Origin of the sequence: Chryseobacterium taeanense (assembly GCF_900099685.1) — a bacterium.
Taxonomy (GTDB): Bacteria; Bacteroidota; Bacteroidia; order Flavobacteriales; family Weeksellaceae; genus Chryseobacterium; species Chryseobacterium taeanense.
On the sequence record NZ_FNDW01000001.1, the window covers coordinates 506,661 to 523,337 of the forward strand.

The window sequence follows — 16,677 nt, forward strand, 5'->3', positions numbered from 1 at the left end:
AGTTCATTTTTGTCAAAATATTTTACTAAATTCGTAAAATATGTTATGTTAAAACACCATCTAGTAATATGCTTAAACAACACTTACAACTCAAATTAGGACAAAAGCTGGCTCCCCAGCAGATCCAGCTTATGAAGTTGATTCAGCTTCATACACTGGAGTTTGAGGAGGAACTTGAAAGAGAGTTAGAAGAAAACCCGGCATTGGAGATCGCAAAAGATGAATCTAAGGAAGATGAATATGCCGCACTTGAAGATTCGTATGAAAGCGAAGGTACAGAAAGCATCCAAACTGATTTTGATGTAGACCAATATCTTTATGATGACGAGCCGAACTATAAAACTGCGTCCAGCAACTATTCTTCAGACGATGAGGAATTTGATAACGAAAGCCTTTTAACAGAAGGGCAATCCCTCTATGATTATCTTCTTGAGCAAATCCATCTTGTGAACATCAGTGAAGAGGATGAGAAAATTGCAGAATATATTATCGGAAATTTAGACACCGACGGATATTTAAGAAGGGAAATCAAATCTATTGTTGATGATCTGGCATTTTCTCAGGGGATCTATACGACAAAAGAAAATGTTGAAGATATTCTTGAAAATTATATTCAAAAACTGGATCCTCCAGGCGTAGGCGCAAGAGGATTGCAGGAATGTCTTCTTTTGCAGATTGAGAAAAAAGTAAGCTCCGACAAAGCTGTTTCTCTGGCTGCCAATATTCTTAGATATCAGTTTGATGCTTTAACGAACAAGCATTACAACAAAATTATTCAAAAATATGATATCGAAGAAGAAGATCTAAAAGATGCTTTAGACGAAATTTCAAAGCTGTCACCAAAAGTTGGTGGAAATTTTGATACCCAGACCATCACAATCAATCAGGAAATTATTCCGGACTTTGTGATTCAGGTAAAAGAAGGACAGGTAATTCCAATGCTCAATAGCAAGAATGCTCCAACATTAAGGATTTCCGAAGAATATAAAGATATTCTAACAACCTATTCTCACGATAAAACCTCTTCTGAACATAAACAGGCAGCTTTATTTATCAAACAGAAACTTGATGCGGCCAAATGGTATATCGATGCGATTAATCAGCGTCAGAATACATTGTTACAGACTATTAATGCTATTGTAAAATTTCAGAAAGATTATTTTCTTACAGGTGATGAAAAATCGCTGAGACCGATGATTTTAAAGGATATTGCAGATATTACCGGTTTTGATATTTCAACTATTTCAAGGGTTGTTAAAAGCAAGTATGCTGATACTCCAAATGGAATTATTTATTTGAAAGATCTATTTTCCGACAGTCTTACGAATGACGATGGTGAAGAGGTTTCAACAAAAGAAATTAAAACGCACCTTCTTGAAGTTATCAGCAAGGAAAATAAAAGAAAACCTCTTACAGATGACGCTTTGGTAGTGATTCTGAAAGAGCAGGGCTATAATATCGCCAGAAGAACGATTGCCAAATACCGAGAACAGCTTAATATTCCGGTAGCGAGATTAAGAAAAGAACTTTAATAAAAGAAAAGCACTTCAATTTGAGGTGCTTTTTTTATTTTAAAACTAATATTTTTTAAACAAAATATATTTCAGTTGTTTACTTTTTCCAGTCCAAGTTCACGGATAGAAATTTCTCTCATTTCCACTTTTCGTACTTTCCCTGAAATGGTCATCGGGAAATCATCCACAAATTTCCAGAATTTAGGCACTTTGTAATGTGCGATTCTTTCTTTGCAGTAATTCAGAAGCTCTTCTTCAGTTACGTTAAAGCCTTTTCTTACTTTCACCCAGGCCATTACTTCTTCTCCAAATTTTTCGCTGGGAACTCCAATGATCTGAACATCAAGAATATTGGGATACGTGTAAAGAAAGTCCTCAATTTCTTTAGGGGAAATATTTTCTCCGCCACGGATTATAAGGTCTTTTATTCTTCCTGAAATAGTTATATAACCTTCATCGTCCATCGTTGCCATATCTCCGGTGTGCATCCATCGGGAGTCGTCGAGAACTTTCCTTGTGTTTTCAGGATCATTCCAGTATTTCAGCATGACGGAATATCCTCTTGTACAAAGTTCACCATGTTCTCCTCTTTTGACGGTTTTTCCATTTTCATCAATAATCTTAATTTCGAGATGATCCTGAACGGTTCCTACAGTATGAACCTGTTTTTCAAAAGGCGTTCCGATCAAAGTCTGAGTAGATACAGGCGAGGTTTCTGTCATGCCATAGCAGATGCTCATTTCTTTGATGTTCATGAGGCTTTCTACCTTCTTCATAATTTCGGGTGGACAAACGGAACCTGCCATTACTCCTGTTCGTAAACTTGAAAAATCAAAGTTTTCAAAATTCTTTACGGCCAGTTCGGCAATAAACATTGTTGGAACTCCATACAATGAAGTACATTTTTCATCGGAAACGACTTTTAGCGTAATTTCAGGATCAAAACTGTCATTAGGAATCACCATACATGCTCCGTGAGCAGTACAGCAAATGTTTCCGATGACCATTCCGAAACAATGATAAAATGGTACCGGAATACAAACTCTGTCTTTTTCGGTATATTTTAACCTTATTCCAATAAAATATCCGTTATTTAAAATATTATGATGGGAAAGCGTCACTCCTTTTGGAAAGCCCGTAGTTCCTGAAGTATATTGAATATTTACTGGATCATCAAATTGTACATGTTCTTCAAAGTTGTGCAGAACATCGTCTGAAATATGCTGTCCGTTATTAAGAAAATCTTCCCAGCTGTCATCAAAGAAAATTTCTGATTTCAGGCTTGAGCAGAATTCCCGGGCATCAGCAATCATGTTTTTATAATCACTTGATTTAAAGCGCAGAGATGAAAATAGATGAGACATTTCCGATTGATTGATCACAAAAATCAGTTCGCTCGTCCGGTATGCAGGATTGATGTTGACGAGAATAACGCCTATTCTTGCGGTAGCATACTGTAAAAGTACCCATTCGTAACGGTTGGCAGACCATATTCCTACGCGTTCTCCCGACTTTACACCAAGGAAAATCAATGCTTTGGCAACAGCGGTCGTCTGGTTAAAAAATTCCTGATACGTTGCTCTGTAATTTTGATGTACACAGATCAGGGCTTCATTATTGGGAAATTTTTCTACAGTTCTTTTAAGATTGTTTCCGATGGTTTCGCCCAGTAAAGGAATGTCAGAAGCACCATGAACATAGGATATTTGCATAAAGTGAAAGATTTGGATAAATAAAATTAACAATTATATCTCAAACTTCTGCTTTTTATATTTACATTTCCTGAGAATCGATTTCTTTCAGCTGTTTGAGGTTTTTATCGAGTTTGCTCATAATAATTCCATACACCAGTCTATAGTAAAGCCAGATCAGTAATACTGAAAACGCAGTCGTAAGGATAACTCCTACAACAAATATCATCATCGCAGAATTTTTTGGTTCCACATTCTGTGAGCTTAACGAATAAAATATGAAAATGGTAAAAATAGAAGTAAATGCTACTAATAAAAGAATACTGATTAAAATAAAAGAATTTACGGTTTTTTTGAATTTAATAATTCTGGTAATCAATCCTTTCAGATTTTCTTCGATTTTTATTTTACGGTAGTTCTGATAGAATTTATAAACAAAATAAGCCGTAACGATAATGCTTAATACTTTTAATACCCAATAAATATTTTCAAAACTGTTTTCAACTTCAGCCGTTTTTTGAGCCCCCAGTTTTTCTAAGATGTTCAGAAAACCATTGTCTTCTTCAGTCTGAAAGAAATAAAATATTCCCATCACCGAAAACAGTAAAAATTCTGCAACGCTGATCCAGAAAATGTATTTCACATAATTTCGTGATTTTTTGTTGAGCATCTTTAGGATCTCATTATCATCGTATTTTTTCTGAACAGGTTGTTCCTGCCATGTTTTCTTAAAGCTATCTAAGTCAAATTCAGGCATATTTTTCCATCTTTTCTTTAAGGGTTTTCTTTAATCTGTTCATTTTCACACGAGCATTAACTTCAGTGATCCCGAGGTTTTCTGCAATATCCTTATAAGGCAAATCATCCAGATACATCATTACAATCGCTCTTTCCACATTCGGGAGCGTTTTTATTACAGTGTACAAAAGTGATACCTGCTGTTGTTTTTCGTCGTCATCTTCAATAAAATCTGCATGATTTATATCCAACTCGTTGGTAGGTAGACTTTTGCTTTTTTTTCTGAAAAGAGTAATAGCTGTATTGAGGGCAACACGATACATCCACGTAGAAATTTTAGAATTTCCTTTAAATGAGTCATAACTTCTCCATAATTGTAACACAATTTCCTGAAAAAGATCTTCTTCATCTTCCAAAGAATTCGTATAAAGACGCGAAACCTTGATAATCAGCCCCTGATTATCTTTAATAAGCTGCGCAAATTCTTTTTCCTTTGAAGCCAATGCAGATGTATAATTTTAGTGGTACGAAGATAATAATAATAAGTCAATTGTCAATTTTACTTCGTAAGTGAATGGTGAATTTTATTTTAGAAGAATTTAATAATAGTTTTAAAAGAATTGACAAAGAATTTTGATTGACGATTCACAATTCACCTTATATCTCCCGCAATTTCCTATCTTTGCACCCACGAGAAAGTCGGCTTGTTGATTCTTGCTTCGGCAAGGGTAGGAAAGTCCGGACACCGTAGAGCAGCAAAGCGGATAACATCCGTCACCCGTGAGGGTAGGACAAGTGCAACAGAAAGGATGTACAGTTCGGCTGTAGTGAAATCAGGTAAACTCTTTGTGGTGCAATGATAAGTATATCGGTTCTTTTCAGCAATGAAAATAGGAGTTGCTCGCTCTGAAAGCCGAGGGGTAATCAGCTCAAGTTTTGCAGCAATGTAAAACGCAGATAAATAACAAGCACTTCTTCGGAAGAACAAAATCCGGCTTACAGATTTTCTCGTGGTTTTTTAAGTTAGAAGTCAGAGGCTGGAAGAGGGAAGTTTTTAAACGTAATAATTGTAAACCTCCATCTTCAAGCTTCCATCTTCCATCCAAATTTATTTCTCGTTTTCCAGTTGTTTTTTAGCTTCCTTTAATCCTTCTTTATCTTCTTCGGAAAGCTTCGGATATTTAAGCTTCATTTTTTCCAGCGCATCAATAATAATCTGAATGGCTGCTACTCTTGCAAACCATTTATCATCTGCCGGAAGAACAAACCATGGTGCGGAGTCTTTCGATGTTTCGTTGATGGCTGTTTCATAGCAGTCCATATATTTATCAAAAAGTGCTCTTTCAGGCAAATCGGCAGCAGAGAATTTCCAGTTTTTTTCCTGTTCGTTGATTCTGTCAAGAAGTCTTTTCTTCTGCTCGTCTTTAGAAACGTGTAAGAATATTTTTACGATGGTTGTTCCGTTGTCAGTCAGGTGTTTTTCAAAATTTCTGATACTTTCATAGCGGTTGTTCCAGAAGTTTTCATCAAAATCTTTTAAGGATTTCCAAGTTTTTTCGTTCAGATTATATTCGGGATGAACTTTACAAACCAATACACTTTCATAATGTGATCTGTTAAAAATCCCAATCATACCTTTTTGGGGTAACGCAAGATAGTGTCTCCACAGAAAATCATGTGAATATTCTCTTGAGCTTGGGGTTTTAAAGCTGATGACGTTACACCCTTGCGGATTTACGCCTCCGAAAACATGTTCTATCATGCTGTCTTTTCCGGCAGCATCCATGGCCTGAAGTACAACCAAAAGTGATTGGCTTCCATCGGAGTATAATCTTTCCTGAAGCTCACGAAGTTTTACTTTTTCAAGAATAAGCAACTTTTCGCCTTCTTCTTTTGTAAGTTTTCCTTTATATGCTGTTGAAGATTTTTTTATTGAAAATTTACCTTTTACCAAAAAATCATCCGAAAAGTTGATGTCCATATATATTTAATTAAAGATTATATCAGTTACTTAAATATAATAAAAAAACCGCCTCGGCGAGACGGTTCTTCTATTTTTTTTGAGTAGAGCTTACTTTGCAGCTACTTTTTTAGCTTGTTTTGCAGCTTTTTTGTCAGCCTTAGCTTTAGCTTTTAGTTCTGCAGGAGTTAATGGTTTAGGCTCCGGTGCATTTGGATCTACATTTCCTTTGATGTAGATTACGCTTCTGCTGTTAGCAGGGTCATTAGAAAATACTTCAATCATTTTGTTGAATCCTCCATTGATTGCGGTATTGTACCCAACTTTGATCTGAGCAGATTTTCCTGGCATAATAGGATCTGTCTTAAATTCCGGAGTTGTACATCCACAAGATGCTTTTACATTAGAAAGAACAAGAGGTTTATCACCGGTATTTGTTACTGTAAAAAATCTTGTACCGTCTGAATTAGGTTTGATAGTACCGTAATCGAAAGTAGTTTTATCAAATGTGATTGTTTGTGCAGATGCTAATGCGAATGTTCCGAATAAAGCAATTCCTGCGATTAATTTTTTCATATTCTTGAATATTAAATATGTTGTTAGATAAATTTTGAGTAACAAAGTTAAAAATTATTTTAATTCATACTTAAAATTTTTTTTCTTTAGACTATTTTTGCAAATTGTAAAGTAAAGTAAAAGAATTTATGCAGATTTCAGAAAAGTACAATCCACAGGAAACAGAACAAAAGTGGTACAATTACTGGTTGGAAAACAAATACTTCCATTCAGAGCCTAATGATAAGCCGCCCTACACTGTTGTCATCCCTCCGCCAAACGTTACGGGGATCTTACACATGGGGCATATGCTGAATAATACCATTCAGGATGTTCTGGTCCGTCGTGCAAGAATGCAGGGCTTCAATGCCTGTTGGGTTCCGGGAACAGACCACGCTTCTATTGCTACGGAAGCGAAGGTTGTTGCTAAACTGAAATCAGAAGGAATCAGCAAGTCTGACATTACCCGTGAAGAATTCTTAAAACATGCCTGGGACTGGACTGATAAATACGGTGGAACAATCCTGGAGCAGCTGAAAAAGCTGGGTTGCTCTTGCGATTGGGACAGAACGCGTTTTACAATGGAACCAAAACTTTCTCAGCAGGTTATCAAATCTTTTGTTGATCTATACAATAAAGGACTGATCTATCGCGGTTACAGAATGGTAAACTGGGATCCTGAAGCAAAAACCAATATTTCCGACGAAGAAGTAATCTTTAAAGAACAAAACGGAAAATTATATTTCCTTAAATATAAAATTGAATCTTCGACAGGCTCAGATACCGACGAATATTTGTCAGTTGCTACTACGCGTCCTGAAACTATTTTCGGGGATACTGCCGTTTGTATCAATCCTAATGATGAACGATATGCTCATTTAAAAGGTAAAAAAGTTATCGTACCCATCGTAAACAGAGTAATTCCTATTATCGAAGACGAATATGTGGATATTGAGTTCGGTACCGGAGCTTTGAAAATTACGCCGGCTCACGATATCAATGACTATGAAATCGGACAAAAACACAGTCTTCAAATGATTGATGCTTTGGACGATGATGGTAATTTAAATGATTACGGTTTACATTACGCCGGAAAAAACAGGTTTGAAGTAAGAAAGCAGATTGCTAAAGAATTAGAAGAAAAGGATCTCTTGTTAAAGGCAGAAGATTACGTAAATAAAGTAGGAACATCTGAAAGAACGGGCGCGGTGATCGAACCTAAAGTTTCTGTTCAGTGGTTCCTGAAAATGTCTGAAATTGCAAAACCTGCTTTGGATGTAGTAATGGATGATGAGGTTAAATTCTATCCTGAAAAGTTTAAAAATACCTATAAACACTGGATGGAAAACATCCGCGACTGGAATATTTCCCGTCAGCTTTGGTGGGGACAACAAATTCCTGCTTATTATTATGGTGACGGAGAAAACGATTTTGTAGTTGCGGAAGATAAATATCAAGCTCTTGTTGTCTTAGAAGAACAAAAAGGAATTATAGCTAATCTTGATGATTTGAGACAGGACGAAGATGCGCTTGATACCTGGTTCTCCTCATGGTTGTGGCCAATGTCTGTTTTTGACGGTTTGCTTGAACCTGAAAATAAAGACATCAATTATTATTACCCGACATCAGATTTGGTAACAGGTCCGGATATTATTTTCTTCTGGGTTGCTAGAATGATTATGGCAGGGTTGGAGTACAGAAAAGAAGTTCCGTTCAAAAATGTCTATTTTACAGGAATTGTAAGAGATAAGCAAAGAAGAAAGATGTCTAAATCTCTAGGAAATTCTCCGGATCCGCTGGAATTGATGGATAAATATGGCGCGGATGGTGTTCGTGTAGGAATTTTATTAAGTTCTGCAGCTGGAAATGATCTTCTGTTTGATGAAGATTTAATGTTGCAGGGAAGAAACTTCATGTCAAAAATTTGGAGTGCATTCCGTTTAATTAATATGTGGAATCATGAAGATAAGCCGGCAAATTCAACAGAACTTCAGGCAATCGAATGGTTCGAAAATAAATTAAATAAAGCAATTGTTGAGATTAATGACCAGTTTGAAAAGTTCAGAATTTCTGATGCGTTGCATTTAATTTATAAATTGATCTGGGACGATTTCTGTTCCTGGTATTTAGAAGCGATCAAGCCGAATTATGGTGAAGGTATTTCTAAAGAAGTTTATAATAAAACAGTTGCTCTTTTCGAGGAATTAATGAAATTGCTTCATCCTTTTATGCCTTTCTTAACAGAGGAATTATGGCAGACAATTTCAGAGAGAAGTATTGAAGATGCATTAATTATTGCTCAACAGAAAAAAGCGGAATCGTTCAATGAAGATATTATTAAAAACTTCGAAACGGCATCTGAAATTATTTCTGGGGTAAGAAATTACCGTCAGACAAAAGGAATTTCACCAAAAGAAGCTGTTGAAATTTTCACAAATGCTTCAGAATTTGCTAATGAATCGGTAATTAAAAAATTAGCTAACGTTTCAGAAATTCATTTCGGAACAAAAACCGATAAGCCAAGCTTTACGTTTTTAGTTGGTGCGACGGAAATTTCAATTCCTTTAAGTGAAAACCTGGATTTGGAAGAAGAAAAAAAGAAAACCGAGGAAGAATTAAAATATTTAAAAGGATTTTTAATTTCTGTAGACAAAAAGCTTTCCAACGAAAAGTTTGTTGCCAATGCAAAACCTGAAATTGTAGAAGTTGAGCGTAAAAAACAAAAAGATGCGCTTGATAAGATTGCGATTTTAGAAGAGAAATTAAAGAGTTTATAATAAAAGGTTCGGGTTAAGGTTGAGTCTCAAGTTTAGCCTGAACCTTAATCTTAGCCTAAATTTAATATGACACATTTAGAAAACATAAAAAAACTATTCTCCAAAAGCTTTATAGAAAGTCCTTTGCTGGAAAGTTTTGAGGCCGGGAAAATTTATCTCTCCAGTGGAAAGATTGTCGCTTGCGATCCGTTGGTTACCAATGATATGAAACCTTTTTCTACTGACTTTCCTAAAGGAGATTTTTCGGTTCTTGTACATAAAGAACGGGAAAGCAACTGCGTAGCCTACGTAGAAGTAGTCTTTACTAATGAGGAAATTGCAGATTGGAAACTGGCTACAACAGAAGGACAGGAGGTAAAAGAACTCGCCGATGGAGAAGTCTTCGGATATCCTGTAGAAAGCGGTATGGGATGCTTTATGGATGTCGATACACAAAATAGCCTTAATCAGCTTGAACAAAAATTATATCATCGCAAAGGAGTAGATTTTATGGGAATTTATGAAGAATTTTTCCATGAACATTTTTTTGATGAAAACGGAGCAATCGATCAGTATGCATTCTTAAAACCTTCTGAAAATCATCCTGGAACTATTTTTGCCTTTGAAACAGGATATGGGGAAGGATTTTATGCAAGCTATATTGCTTATGATAAAAATCACTCACCGGTAAAGATAATAACTGAATTTATTGAGATTAGTTAACTTTATTTACCAAACCCAAGCAACACAATATTAATATTAAAGGCAATGAATTTCTCATCACAACAACCGAAAATCATCGTTGTCGGAAGCTCTTCGGTAGATCTCATCTTGGAAACCGAAAAAGTTCCTTCCCATAACGAAACAGTAATTGCGAATACAACTGAAAGTTTTTTTGGCGGAAAAGGAGCCAATCAGGCGGTAGGTGCTGCAAGACTTGGGGCGAAAGTTCATTTCATAGGTTGTGTGGGAATGGATCCTGTTGGACAACAGATCATGAGAAATATGATGAGTGAAAACGTAAACATAGATTTCGTTTTTGAAACAGATCATGATGCCAGCGGAACGGCTTATGTAACAAGCTCGAAAGGGAGTTCTGCCATTGTTGTGGTTCCCGCTGCCAATAATCATTTAAGCAATGAACATATAGAAGCTGCCGATAAATATTTTCAGACCGCAGATCTCATTCTCCTTCAGCTAGAGGTTTCGATGGATGTGGTAGAATTTACGATTAATAAAGCTAAAAAATATGGCAAAAAAGTCGGGTTGTACGCTTCTCCGGCACAACGGCTGAGTAACAGCATTGTGGAAAATCTCGATTTTATGGTGGCGAAAAGCAGTGATCTTCATATCCTTTTCGGAGAAGAGCAGAGGGAAAAAATTCTTAAAAAATACTTCAATAAGCTTTTTGTAAGAGACGATATCAATTCAACTGTTTATTTTGACGGAACCGAAATGAAATACTGCAGGAATGACAAGGACACCACGATCTATAAAATGGGAATGGGTGATGCCTTTACTGTTGGTTTTTCAATTGCTTTGTGCCACAACAATGATATTGATGAATGTGTGAAATTCGGAAATGAAGTTTCTGCAAGCGTCTCTGCTAAAAAAGGATCACAAACAGGCCTGCCAAGATTATCAGATTTTATTTCATAAGCTATTTGATACATATCGAAAGTGTTGAACTTACTCTAAAATACAAACTAAAATTTCCACTTTTATAGGTGGATTTTTTCTTTTATCTATGGAAAAGTTAGTTCTTACTACAGAAGATTCTTTCTCAATCGTAACTCATCTTTTTTTACCTGAAAAGAGCAATCAACGGCTTTTGCTTATCAATTCCGCGACAGGAGTAAAACAGCAGATATATTTCTCTTTTGCTAAATATTTTTCTGAAAAAGGCTTTACCGTAATCACTTACGATTATCGTGGAATCGGACTTTCCAAACCCCGAAAAATGAAAAATTTTGAAGCTTCTATGAGAATCTGGGGGTCAAAAGATTATAAAGCATTAACGGAATATATCAGACTTAATTTTAAAGATTTTAAAAAATATTGTTTAGGACATTCTGTTGGGGCTTTAATTTTAGGGATGAATAAAAATTCTGATATGTTTGATGAATTTGTTTTTGTAGGAACTCAAAATGCTTTTGTAGGAAATTTGAAATTCAGAACAAAAATAGAAGCATATCTTGGTTTCGGAATTATGCAACCCTTAACGACAACATTGTTAGGCTATTTCCCTGCACAATGGTTCGGGCTGGGAGAAAGTCTTCCAAAAAATTGCGCATATGACTGGAGAACCTTAATTTTAAACAGAAAATCAACCAATAGTTTGTTGGATAAAATCGAGGATTACTCTAAAAATTTAACGCAAAAAGTCTTTGTAATCAGAGCAGAGGATGATGTATGGCTCACTGAAAAAGGAGTAAAAAGCCTTTTAAATGAAACGTATCCGAATCTAAGACCCGTTCACAGACTCATCAAAATCTCCGAATCTGAAAAAGGGGAAATCGGACACGTTAATTTTTTTAGAAGCTACAACAAAAAACTCTGGAATATTATTTTAAATGAATTGATATAAATGAAGAACCTGATAGAAAACACGGTGCAATTTGTTAAAGAAAAACTTAAAGGGGCGGAGGCCGGACACGATTGGTATCATATTGAAAGAGTCTGGAAACTTGCAAAGAAAATCGCTGAAACAGAAGAATGTAATCTTGAAGTTGTAGAGCTTGCAGCGCTTTTGCATGATATTGCCGACCCTAAATTCCACGACGGTGACGAAACACTGGCATTAAAGGTTTCAAAAGAATTTCTGGAAAGTCAGAATACTTCACAAGAAATGATAGAAAAAGTTTTATTTATCATTAAAAATATTTCGTTCAAAAACAGAAATGATGTTCCTCAAAATCTCCCTGTTGAACTTAAAATAGTGCAAGACGCTGACAGAATTGATGCGATAGGGGCCATCGGAATCGCCAGAACTTTCAATTTTGGGGGCTTTAAAAATAATCTGATGTACGATCCTGAAATTAAACCGAAGCTGAATATGTCGAAAGAAGAGTATAAAAAATCTAATGGTACGACAGTCAATCATTTTTACGAAAAACTTTTGTTGCTGAAAGATCTCATGAATACACAGAAAGGAAAAAAAATTGCCTCCGAAAGGCATGATTATATGCTGCAGTTTCTCGATCAGTTTTATAAAGAATGGAATGTAAACTGATATTCCTTCTGAAAGCTTCTTAAAATAAGTATCTTTGCAGTATGATGGCATTCATTGTTCTGGTAATTTTTTGGGCCTGTGTAATTTCTCTATTTTTATCTAAGGTAAAAAGAGGAAGAGGAGCGGAGTGGGCAAAATTGTTCCGTATTGTTACCATTGTTTTTTCTATTTCTATTTTCACCTACTGGTTTATCAAGAAAAGTGCGGTAGGAATTGTGGAAGATTCGGTTGCTCTGCAGGTCATCAACAAGCTTCCGCAGCCGCTTGATTTTTACGCTGTCACAATCAATGATTCTGAAACAGGAAAAGTGATTGACACCAGACATATCGGTACAATACGCCCGGAATATTACCGGATTGAGTATCTTAAAATGGAGAAATCCGATGAATACTGGATCGTAGGCTACCTGGGAAAGAAAAATCTTGTGTATTTTTCACAACATGCGCTTCCCAATAAAAATATTGATCAGATTATTGAGATCAGAAATTACATCAATCAGAGCGTAAGACTTTCTGATCTGGCTAAAAAGCAGGTGGAAGCCTATAATTACGAAAATATAAAGATGGGAATCTGGATAACCTTGGATTTTCTTCTTCTTTTTCTCAATCTGATGTTACTTATAAGAAACAGAAAATAGCAGTTCCGGCTTGCGAAGCAAGCCGGAACTTTTTATGAAAAACTTTATTAAACCGGAAAATTAAGGATAATCTAAAATAAGCATTATTCTTTCCTTAAATTCTTCCGGACATTTTCTGATAATTTTATCTTTGTTTTGTTTGCTGATTTGCTTAGCTTCCAGCCATTCTGTGACATCGGAGCTTAAGCTGTTGTTATCATAAACTCTTTTGATTTTGTCATTTTCGTAAAAAGTGTACTCGTCTCCAAGAAAGCTTGTTGAGATGCTTACTTTGCATATTTCCTTTTCCATATTTGTTTTTTTAGAACGTTTATTAAATTAAGTTATCATACTTTTAATTTAATAATAATTATGACATGGAAAAGGCTTTTTCAGTTATTTTTTTTTTCGATAGAAGAGGTTAATTTTTTTTCGATAAACAATGTTTTTGATGAAAATTATTACACTGTAAAGTGAATAAAGTTAAAATACAGAGGTCTTTAAAATAGTGTACCTGTACTTTCTGTTGCCATTTTTGGTAGGTGAAGGTCGGTTTTCCACTCTTCATTCATTTTTTTGATAAAATATGCAGACAAAAGAGGGGATGCTTTTTCAAGGTTTTGGTGTACGAAAAAATAAATATTTTGGAGGCCTTCTTTCTTCCATTTTGTAAGATGTTTTAGCCAGTCATCAAGTCTTTCATAATCACTTTCCGCGTTGGCTCCTACATAACGGATAAACGCTGTAGAGGTTGTAAGTCGCATATGCAGCATATCTCTTCTGCCGGCAGTATCTACGATGATGTTGGTAATATTATTGGCTTCAAAAAGCCCGCAGGTAGTATTGAAAATATTTTCATCTGTAAACCATTCGGTATTCCTTAACTCAATAGCCAGCGGCACTTCTTTAGGCCAGTCCTTGACAAATTTTTCCAGTCTGTCATAGTCTTTAGGTTTGAAATTATCATGAAGCTGAAGAAATACCATTCCCAATTTTTCACCAAAATGTAATACTGAAGTAGCAAATTGGGTAACGGGTTCGGTAACATCAATTAATCTCCTGAAGTGTGAAACCGTATTGGTAATTTTTGGGAAAAATTTAAAATCTGCCGGTGTCTTTTCCTTCCAGGTCTGCACTTGTTCAGGAGTCGGCATACCATAGAAAGTTGCATTAAGTTCTATGGAATTAAATTGGGTTGCGTAATACGTTAGTTCATCTTTTGTTCCTTTAGGGTAAAATCCTTTGAGGTCGGTTTTATTCCATTTGGCACATCCGATGGAAATATTTTCTAAACCTTTTTTATTTTGATTTAAAATTTCCTTTGTTCTCGGGTGGTCTTTAGGTAACGTAAAATCTATTTTTGAAGGATCTTCTACTTGTCCGAATTTCATATCTGAATTTTTTAGTGATTGACTATTAAAACAAATATAAAATAAAAAAGCACGCCATAAAAGCGTGCTGAAGTGAATATGTGTGGTTTATTATTTGAAAGTCTTATGCTTCACAAGCTGTACAGGTAACAAAATTTACCATCATTTCTTTAGAAACAGAAGAACTTCTTTGATAATAAAGGGTTTTTACCCCTTTTTTCCAGGCTTCAATATATAGATAATTAACATCTTTCACAGGCATCGTGGAAGGAATCTGTAGGTTCAGCGACTGAGCCTGATCGATATACTGCTGTCTTTGCGCAGCCTGCGAAATAATCTCCATCGGAGAGATTTCTTTAAATGTTTTAAATACCGCCTTTTCTTCGTCTGTTAATTCTTTCAAATGCTGTACAGAACCGTGATTTAACATAATAGTTCTCCATGTTTCCTCGTTATCTAGTCCTTTTTCAGCCAGTAATTTTGCCAGGTATTTATTCTTACGCATAAAGTTTCCTTTGGCAAGACCTGCTTTAAAATAGTTGGAAGCAAACGGCTCGATTCCCGGAGAAGTTTGTCCGAGGATAGCAGAACTCGAAGTAGTAGGAGCAATAGCCATTGTGGTGGTATTTCTTAATCCGTAACCTTTCAGTAATTCCGGTTCTCCGTAGATGTTGGCCAGTTCTCTGGAAGCCTGCTCTGCCTGTTCTTTGATGCGTCTGAAAGCTCTTGCATTGAATTGTGTTGCCTCAAAACTTTCAAAAGGAATCATGTTTCTCTGAAGATAAGAATGATATCCTAAAACACCTAATCCCAGTGCTCTGTGTCTCATGGCAAAATTTCTCGCTCCCTGAAGGTAATAGTTTCCTTCCGTCTTATCGATAAACTCAGATAAAACGGCATCAAGGAAATAAATGGCAAGTTTTACTGCATCTGTGTCTTTCCATTCGTCATACAATTCCAGGTTCATGGAAGACAAGCAGCAGATGAATGATTCTTCCATTGTTGAAGGAAGCATGATTTCAGAGCAAAGGTTACTGGCATTTACTGTTAATCCTAAATCTTTGTAAACCTGCGGTTTATTTCTGTTAACGTTGTCTGTAAAGAAAATGTAAGGAAGACCTTTTTGCTGACGGCTTTCCAATACTCTGGCCCAGACTTTACGTTTTTCCATATCGCCTTCGATCATATCCTGCATCCAGTAATCAGGAACGCAAATTCCTGTAAACAGGTTCTGAATAGGACTTCCGATGTCTTTGATAGATAAGAATTCTTCAATATCGCCGTGGTCGATGTCGAGGTAAGCTGCGAAAGCACCCCTTCTCACTCCGCCCTGAGATACCACATCCATCGCGGTGTCAAAAAGTTTCATGAAAGAAACAGCTCCTGAAGATTTTCCGTTATCGGTTACTGCAGTTCCTCTGTTACGAAGCTCCCCAAAATATCCTGATGTTCCCCCACCGATTTTTGTCTGCATGATAACCTCACCCATTTTGTGGGTAATTCCTTCAATGCTGTCCGGAATGTGAACGTTAAAACAGGAAATAGGAAGACCTCTCTGAGTTCCCATATTCGCCCAAACCGGAGAAGAAAAACTGATCCATCCTTTGGTAATCATTTCCTTGAAAGCCGGTTGAAGCTCGGGTTTATACAATCTTTTTGCGGCCGCCGTGGTAATTCTGTCGATAGCACCTTCTACCGTTTCACCTTTCAGCAAATAGCCTCTGTTGAGCATTTGCTCAGACTCTTCATTGAGCCACCATATATTGTTGTTTTGTTCTTCCATAGTTGTTTATATTTTCGAAATTCCCGAACGCTTTTAAGGCTCAGGAATTTTGTTTTTTTTAATTATATTTTCTTAGATGATAAATGTGCTTTGACATCTCAGCATGATATTCCCAATATTATTTATCGGAAATTTCACTCAGATATTGATAAAGTTCCGTCGTTATGTTATCAATTTTTTTCTTTTGATTGAACCAATTTTCACGATATCTTAAATTTCCTTTCTTATAATCATCGTATAATTCACCAGGAAGATCTTCTTTAAAAATGTTAGCCTCCATCCGTAAAGAAATTAGTTTAGTATCAACTATCTTATCTTTCTGCTCAAGTTCTATGATTAATTGTAATAAAACCTCTGAATAACTCTGAATAAAAGGATAAGACGGATTTTTTTTAATAAATTCATTTCTATCCAAATAAAAACGATTTAGTTGTTGTTCTGCGTATTCTAAACTATTCATA

General features: G+C 35.9%; 16 protein-coding genes and 1 other RNA gene. 8 read left to right on the plus strand and 9 right to left on the minus strand.

Going from position 1 to position 16,677, the window contains the following annotated elements; genetic code table 11:
• The first annotated feature begins 68 nt into the window (after positions 1–68).
• On the plus strand, positions 69–1,532 hold the full coding sequence (gene rpoN, locus BLR30_RS02375; RefSeq protein WP_089854105.1) for an RNA polymerase factor sigma-54: 1,464 nt from the start codon (positions 69–71) through the stop codon (positions 1,530–1,532).
• Positions 1,533–1,603: 71 nt separating this feature from the next.
• Here the strand turns inward: rpoN and BLR30_RS02380 are convergent, their stop codons facing one another.
• The 3 genes from BLR30_RS02380 to BLR30_RS02390 form a co-directional block, all read right to left on the minus strand.
• Entirely contained in the window at positions 1,604–3,226 is a 1,623-nt protein-coding gene (locus tag BLR30_RS02380) for an AMP-binding protein (RefSeq protein ID WP_089854108.1), read from the minus strand.
• Between the two features lie 61 nt (positions 3,227–3,287).
• Positions 3,288–3,962: a beta-carotene 15,15'-monooxygenase gene (locus BLR30_RS02385; protein WP_089854111.1), complete on the minus strand. Its 675-nt coding sequence runs from the start codon at positions 3,960–3,962 to the stop codon at positions 3,288–3,290.
• Positions 3,955–4,446 (minus strand): RNA polymerase sigma factor, encoded by a 492-nt coding sequence (locus BLR30_RS02390; protein WP_042722258.1) that lies wholly within the window; start codon positions 4,444–4,446, stop codon positions 3,955–3,957. The genes BLR30_RS02385 and BLR30_RS02390 overlap by 8 nt, the downstream gene beginning before the upstream one ends.
• 188 nt (positions 4,447–4,634) lie before the next feature.
• Between BLR30_RS02390 and rnpB the strand changes: the two genes are divergently transcribed.
• Positions 4,635–4,958: RNase P RNA component class A (gene rnpB, locus BLR30_RS02395), an RNA gene on the plus strand.
• Positions 4,959–5,051: 93 nt separating this feature from the next.
• On the opposite strand, the gene BLR30_RS02400 is transcribed toward rnpB, so the two are convergent.
• Together BLR30_RS02400 and BLR30_RS02405 are read right to left on the minus strand one after the other, a co-directional pair.
• The gene (locus BLR30_RS02400) at positions 5,052–5,924 is read right to left on the minus strand and encodes a PPK2 family polyphosphate kinase (protein WP_089854114.1); all 873 of its coding nucleotides are present in this window, start codon (positions 5,922–5,924) and stop codon (positions 5,052–5,054) included.
• A 90-nt stretch (positions 5,925–6,014) separates the two neighbouring features.
• Positions 6,015–6,479: a DUF1573 domain-containing protein gene (locus BLR30_RS02405; RefSeq protein WP_089854117.1), complete on the minus strand. Its 465-nt coding sequence runs from the start codon at positions 6,477–6,479 to the stop codon at positions 6,015–6,017.
• Positions 6,480–6,607: 128 nt separating this feature from the next.
• Here BLR30_RS02405 and BLR30_RS02410 point away from each other — a divergent pair, with 128 nt between their 5' ends.
• The 6 genes from BLR30_RS02410 (at position 6,608) to BLR30_RS02435 (ending at position 13,084) form a co-directional block, all read left to right on the plus strand.
• Complete coding sequence (locus BLR30_RS02410; RefSeq protein WP_089854120.1) at positions 6,608–9,235, plus strand: valine--tRNA ligase; 2,628 nt, start codon at positions 6,608–6,610, stop codon at positions 9,233–9,235.
• A 66-nt stretch (positions 9,236–9,301) separates the two neighbouring features.
• Positions 9,302–9,937: a DUF4241 domain-containing protein gene (locus BLR30_RS02415; protein ID WP_089854123.1), complete on the plus strand. Its 636-nt coding sequence runs from the start codon at positions 9,302–9,304 to the stop codon at positions 9,935–9,937.
• A gap of 45 nt (positions 9,938–9,982) precedes the next feature.
• Positions 9,983–10,873: a ribokinase gene (locus BLR30_RS02420; RefSeq protein WP_089854126.1), complete on the plus strand. Its 891-nt coding sequence runs from the start codon at positions 9,983–9,985 to the stop codon at positions 10,871–10,873.
• An 88-nt stretch (positions 10,874–10,961) separates the two neighbouring features.
• The gene (locus tag BLR30_RS02425; RefSeq protein WP_089854129.1) at positions 10,962–11,801 is read left to right on the plus strand and encodes an alpha/beta hydrolase family protein; all 840 of its coding nucleotides are present in this window, start codon (positions 10,962–10,964) and stop codon (positions 11,799–11,801) included.
• A complete protein-coding gene (locus tag BLR30_RS02430) occupies positions 11,802–12,446 on the plus strand; it encodes an HD domain-containing protein (RefSeq protein WP_089854133.1) in 645 nt (214 codons plus the stop codon).
• Positions 12,447–12,487: 41 nt separating this feature from the next.
• On the plus strand, positions 12,488–13,084 hold the full coding sequence (locus tag BLR30_RS02435; protein ID WP_228400683.1) for a hypothetical protein: 597 nt from the start codon (positions 12,488–12,490) through the stop codon (positions 13,082–13,084).
• 60 nt (positions 13,085–13,144) lie between these two features.
• Here BLR30_RS02435 and BLR30_RS02440 read toward each other — a convergent pair whose 3' ends face one another.
• The 4 genes from BLR30_RS02440 to BLR30_RS02455 form a co-directional block, all read right to left on the minus strand.
• Positions 13,145–13,375 (minus strand): hypothetical protein, encoded by a 231-nt coding sequence (locus tag BLR30_RS02440; protein WP_089854136.1) that lies wholly within the window; start codon positions 13,373–13,375, stop codon positions 13,145–13,147.
• A 188-nt stretch (positions 13,376–13,563) separates the two neighbouring features.
• On the minus strand, positions 13,564–14,454 hold the full coding sequence (locus tag BLR30_RS02445) for a DUF72 domain-containing protein (protein ID WP_089854139.1): 891 nt from the start codon (positions 14,452–14,454) through the stop codon (positions 13,564–13,566).
• Positions 14,455–14,557: 103 nt separating this feature from the next.
• Positions 14,558–16,216, minus strand: a complete 1,659-nt coding sequence (locus BLR30_RS02450; RefSeq protein ID WP_089854143.1) for a ribonucleoside-diphosphate reductase subunit alpha — start codon at positions 16,214–16,216, stop codon at positions 14,558–14,560.
• Between the two features lie 118 nt (positions 16,217–16,334).
• On the minus strand, positions 16,335–16,676 hold the full coding sequence (locus BLR30_RS02455) for a hypothetical protein (protein ID WP_089854147.1): 342 nt from the start codon (positions 16,674–16,676) through the stop codon (positions 16,335–16,337).
• Position 16,677: the final 1 nt, after the last annotated feature.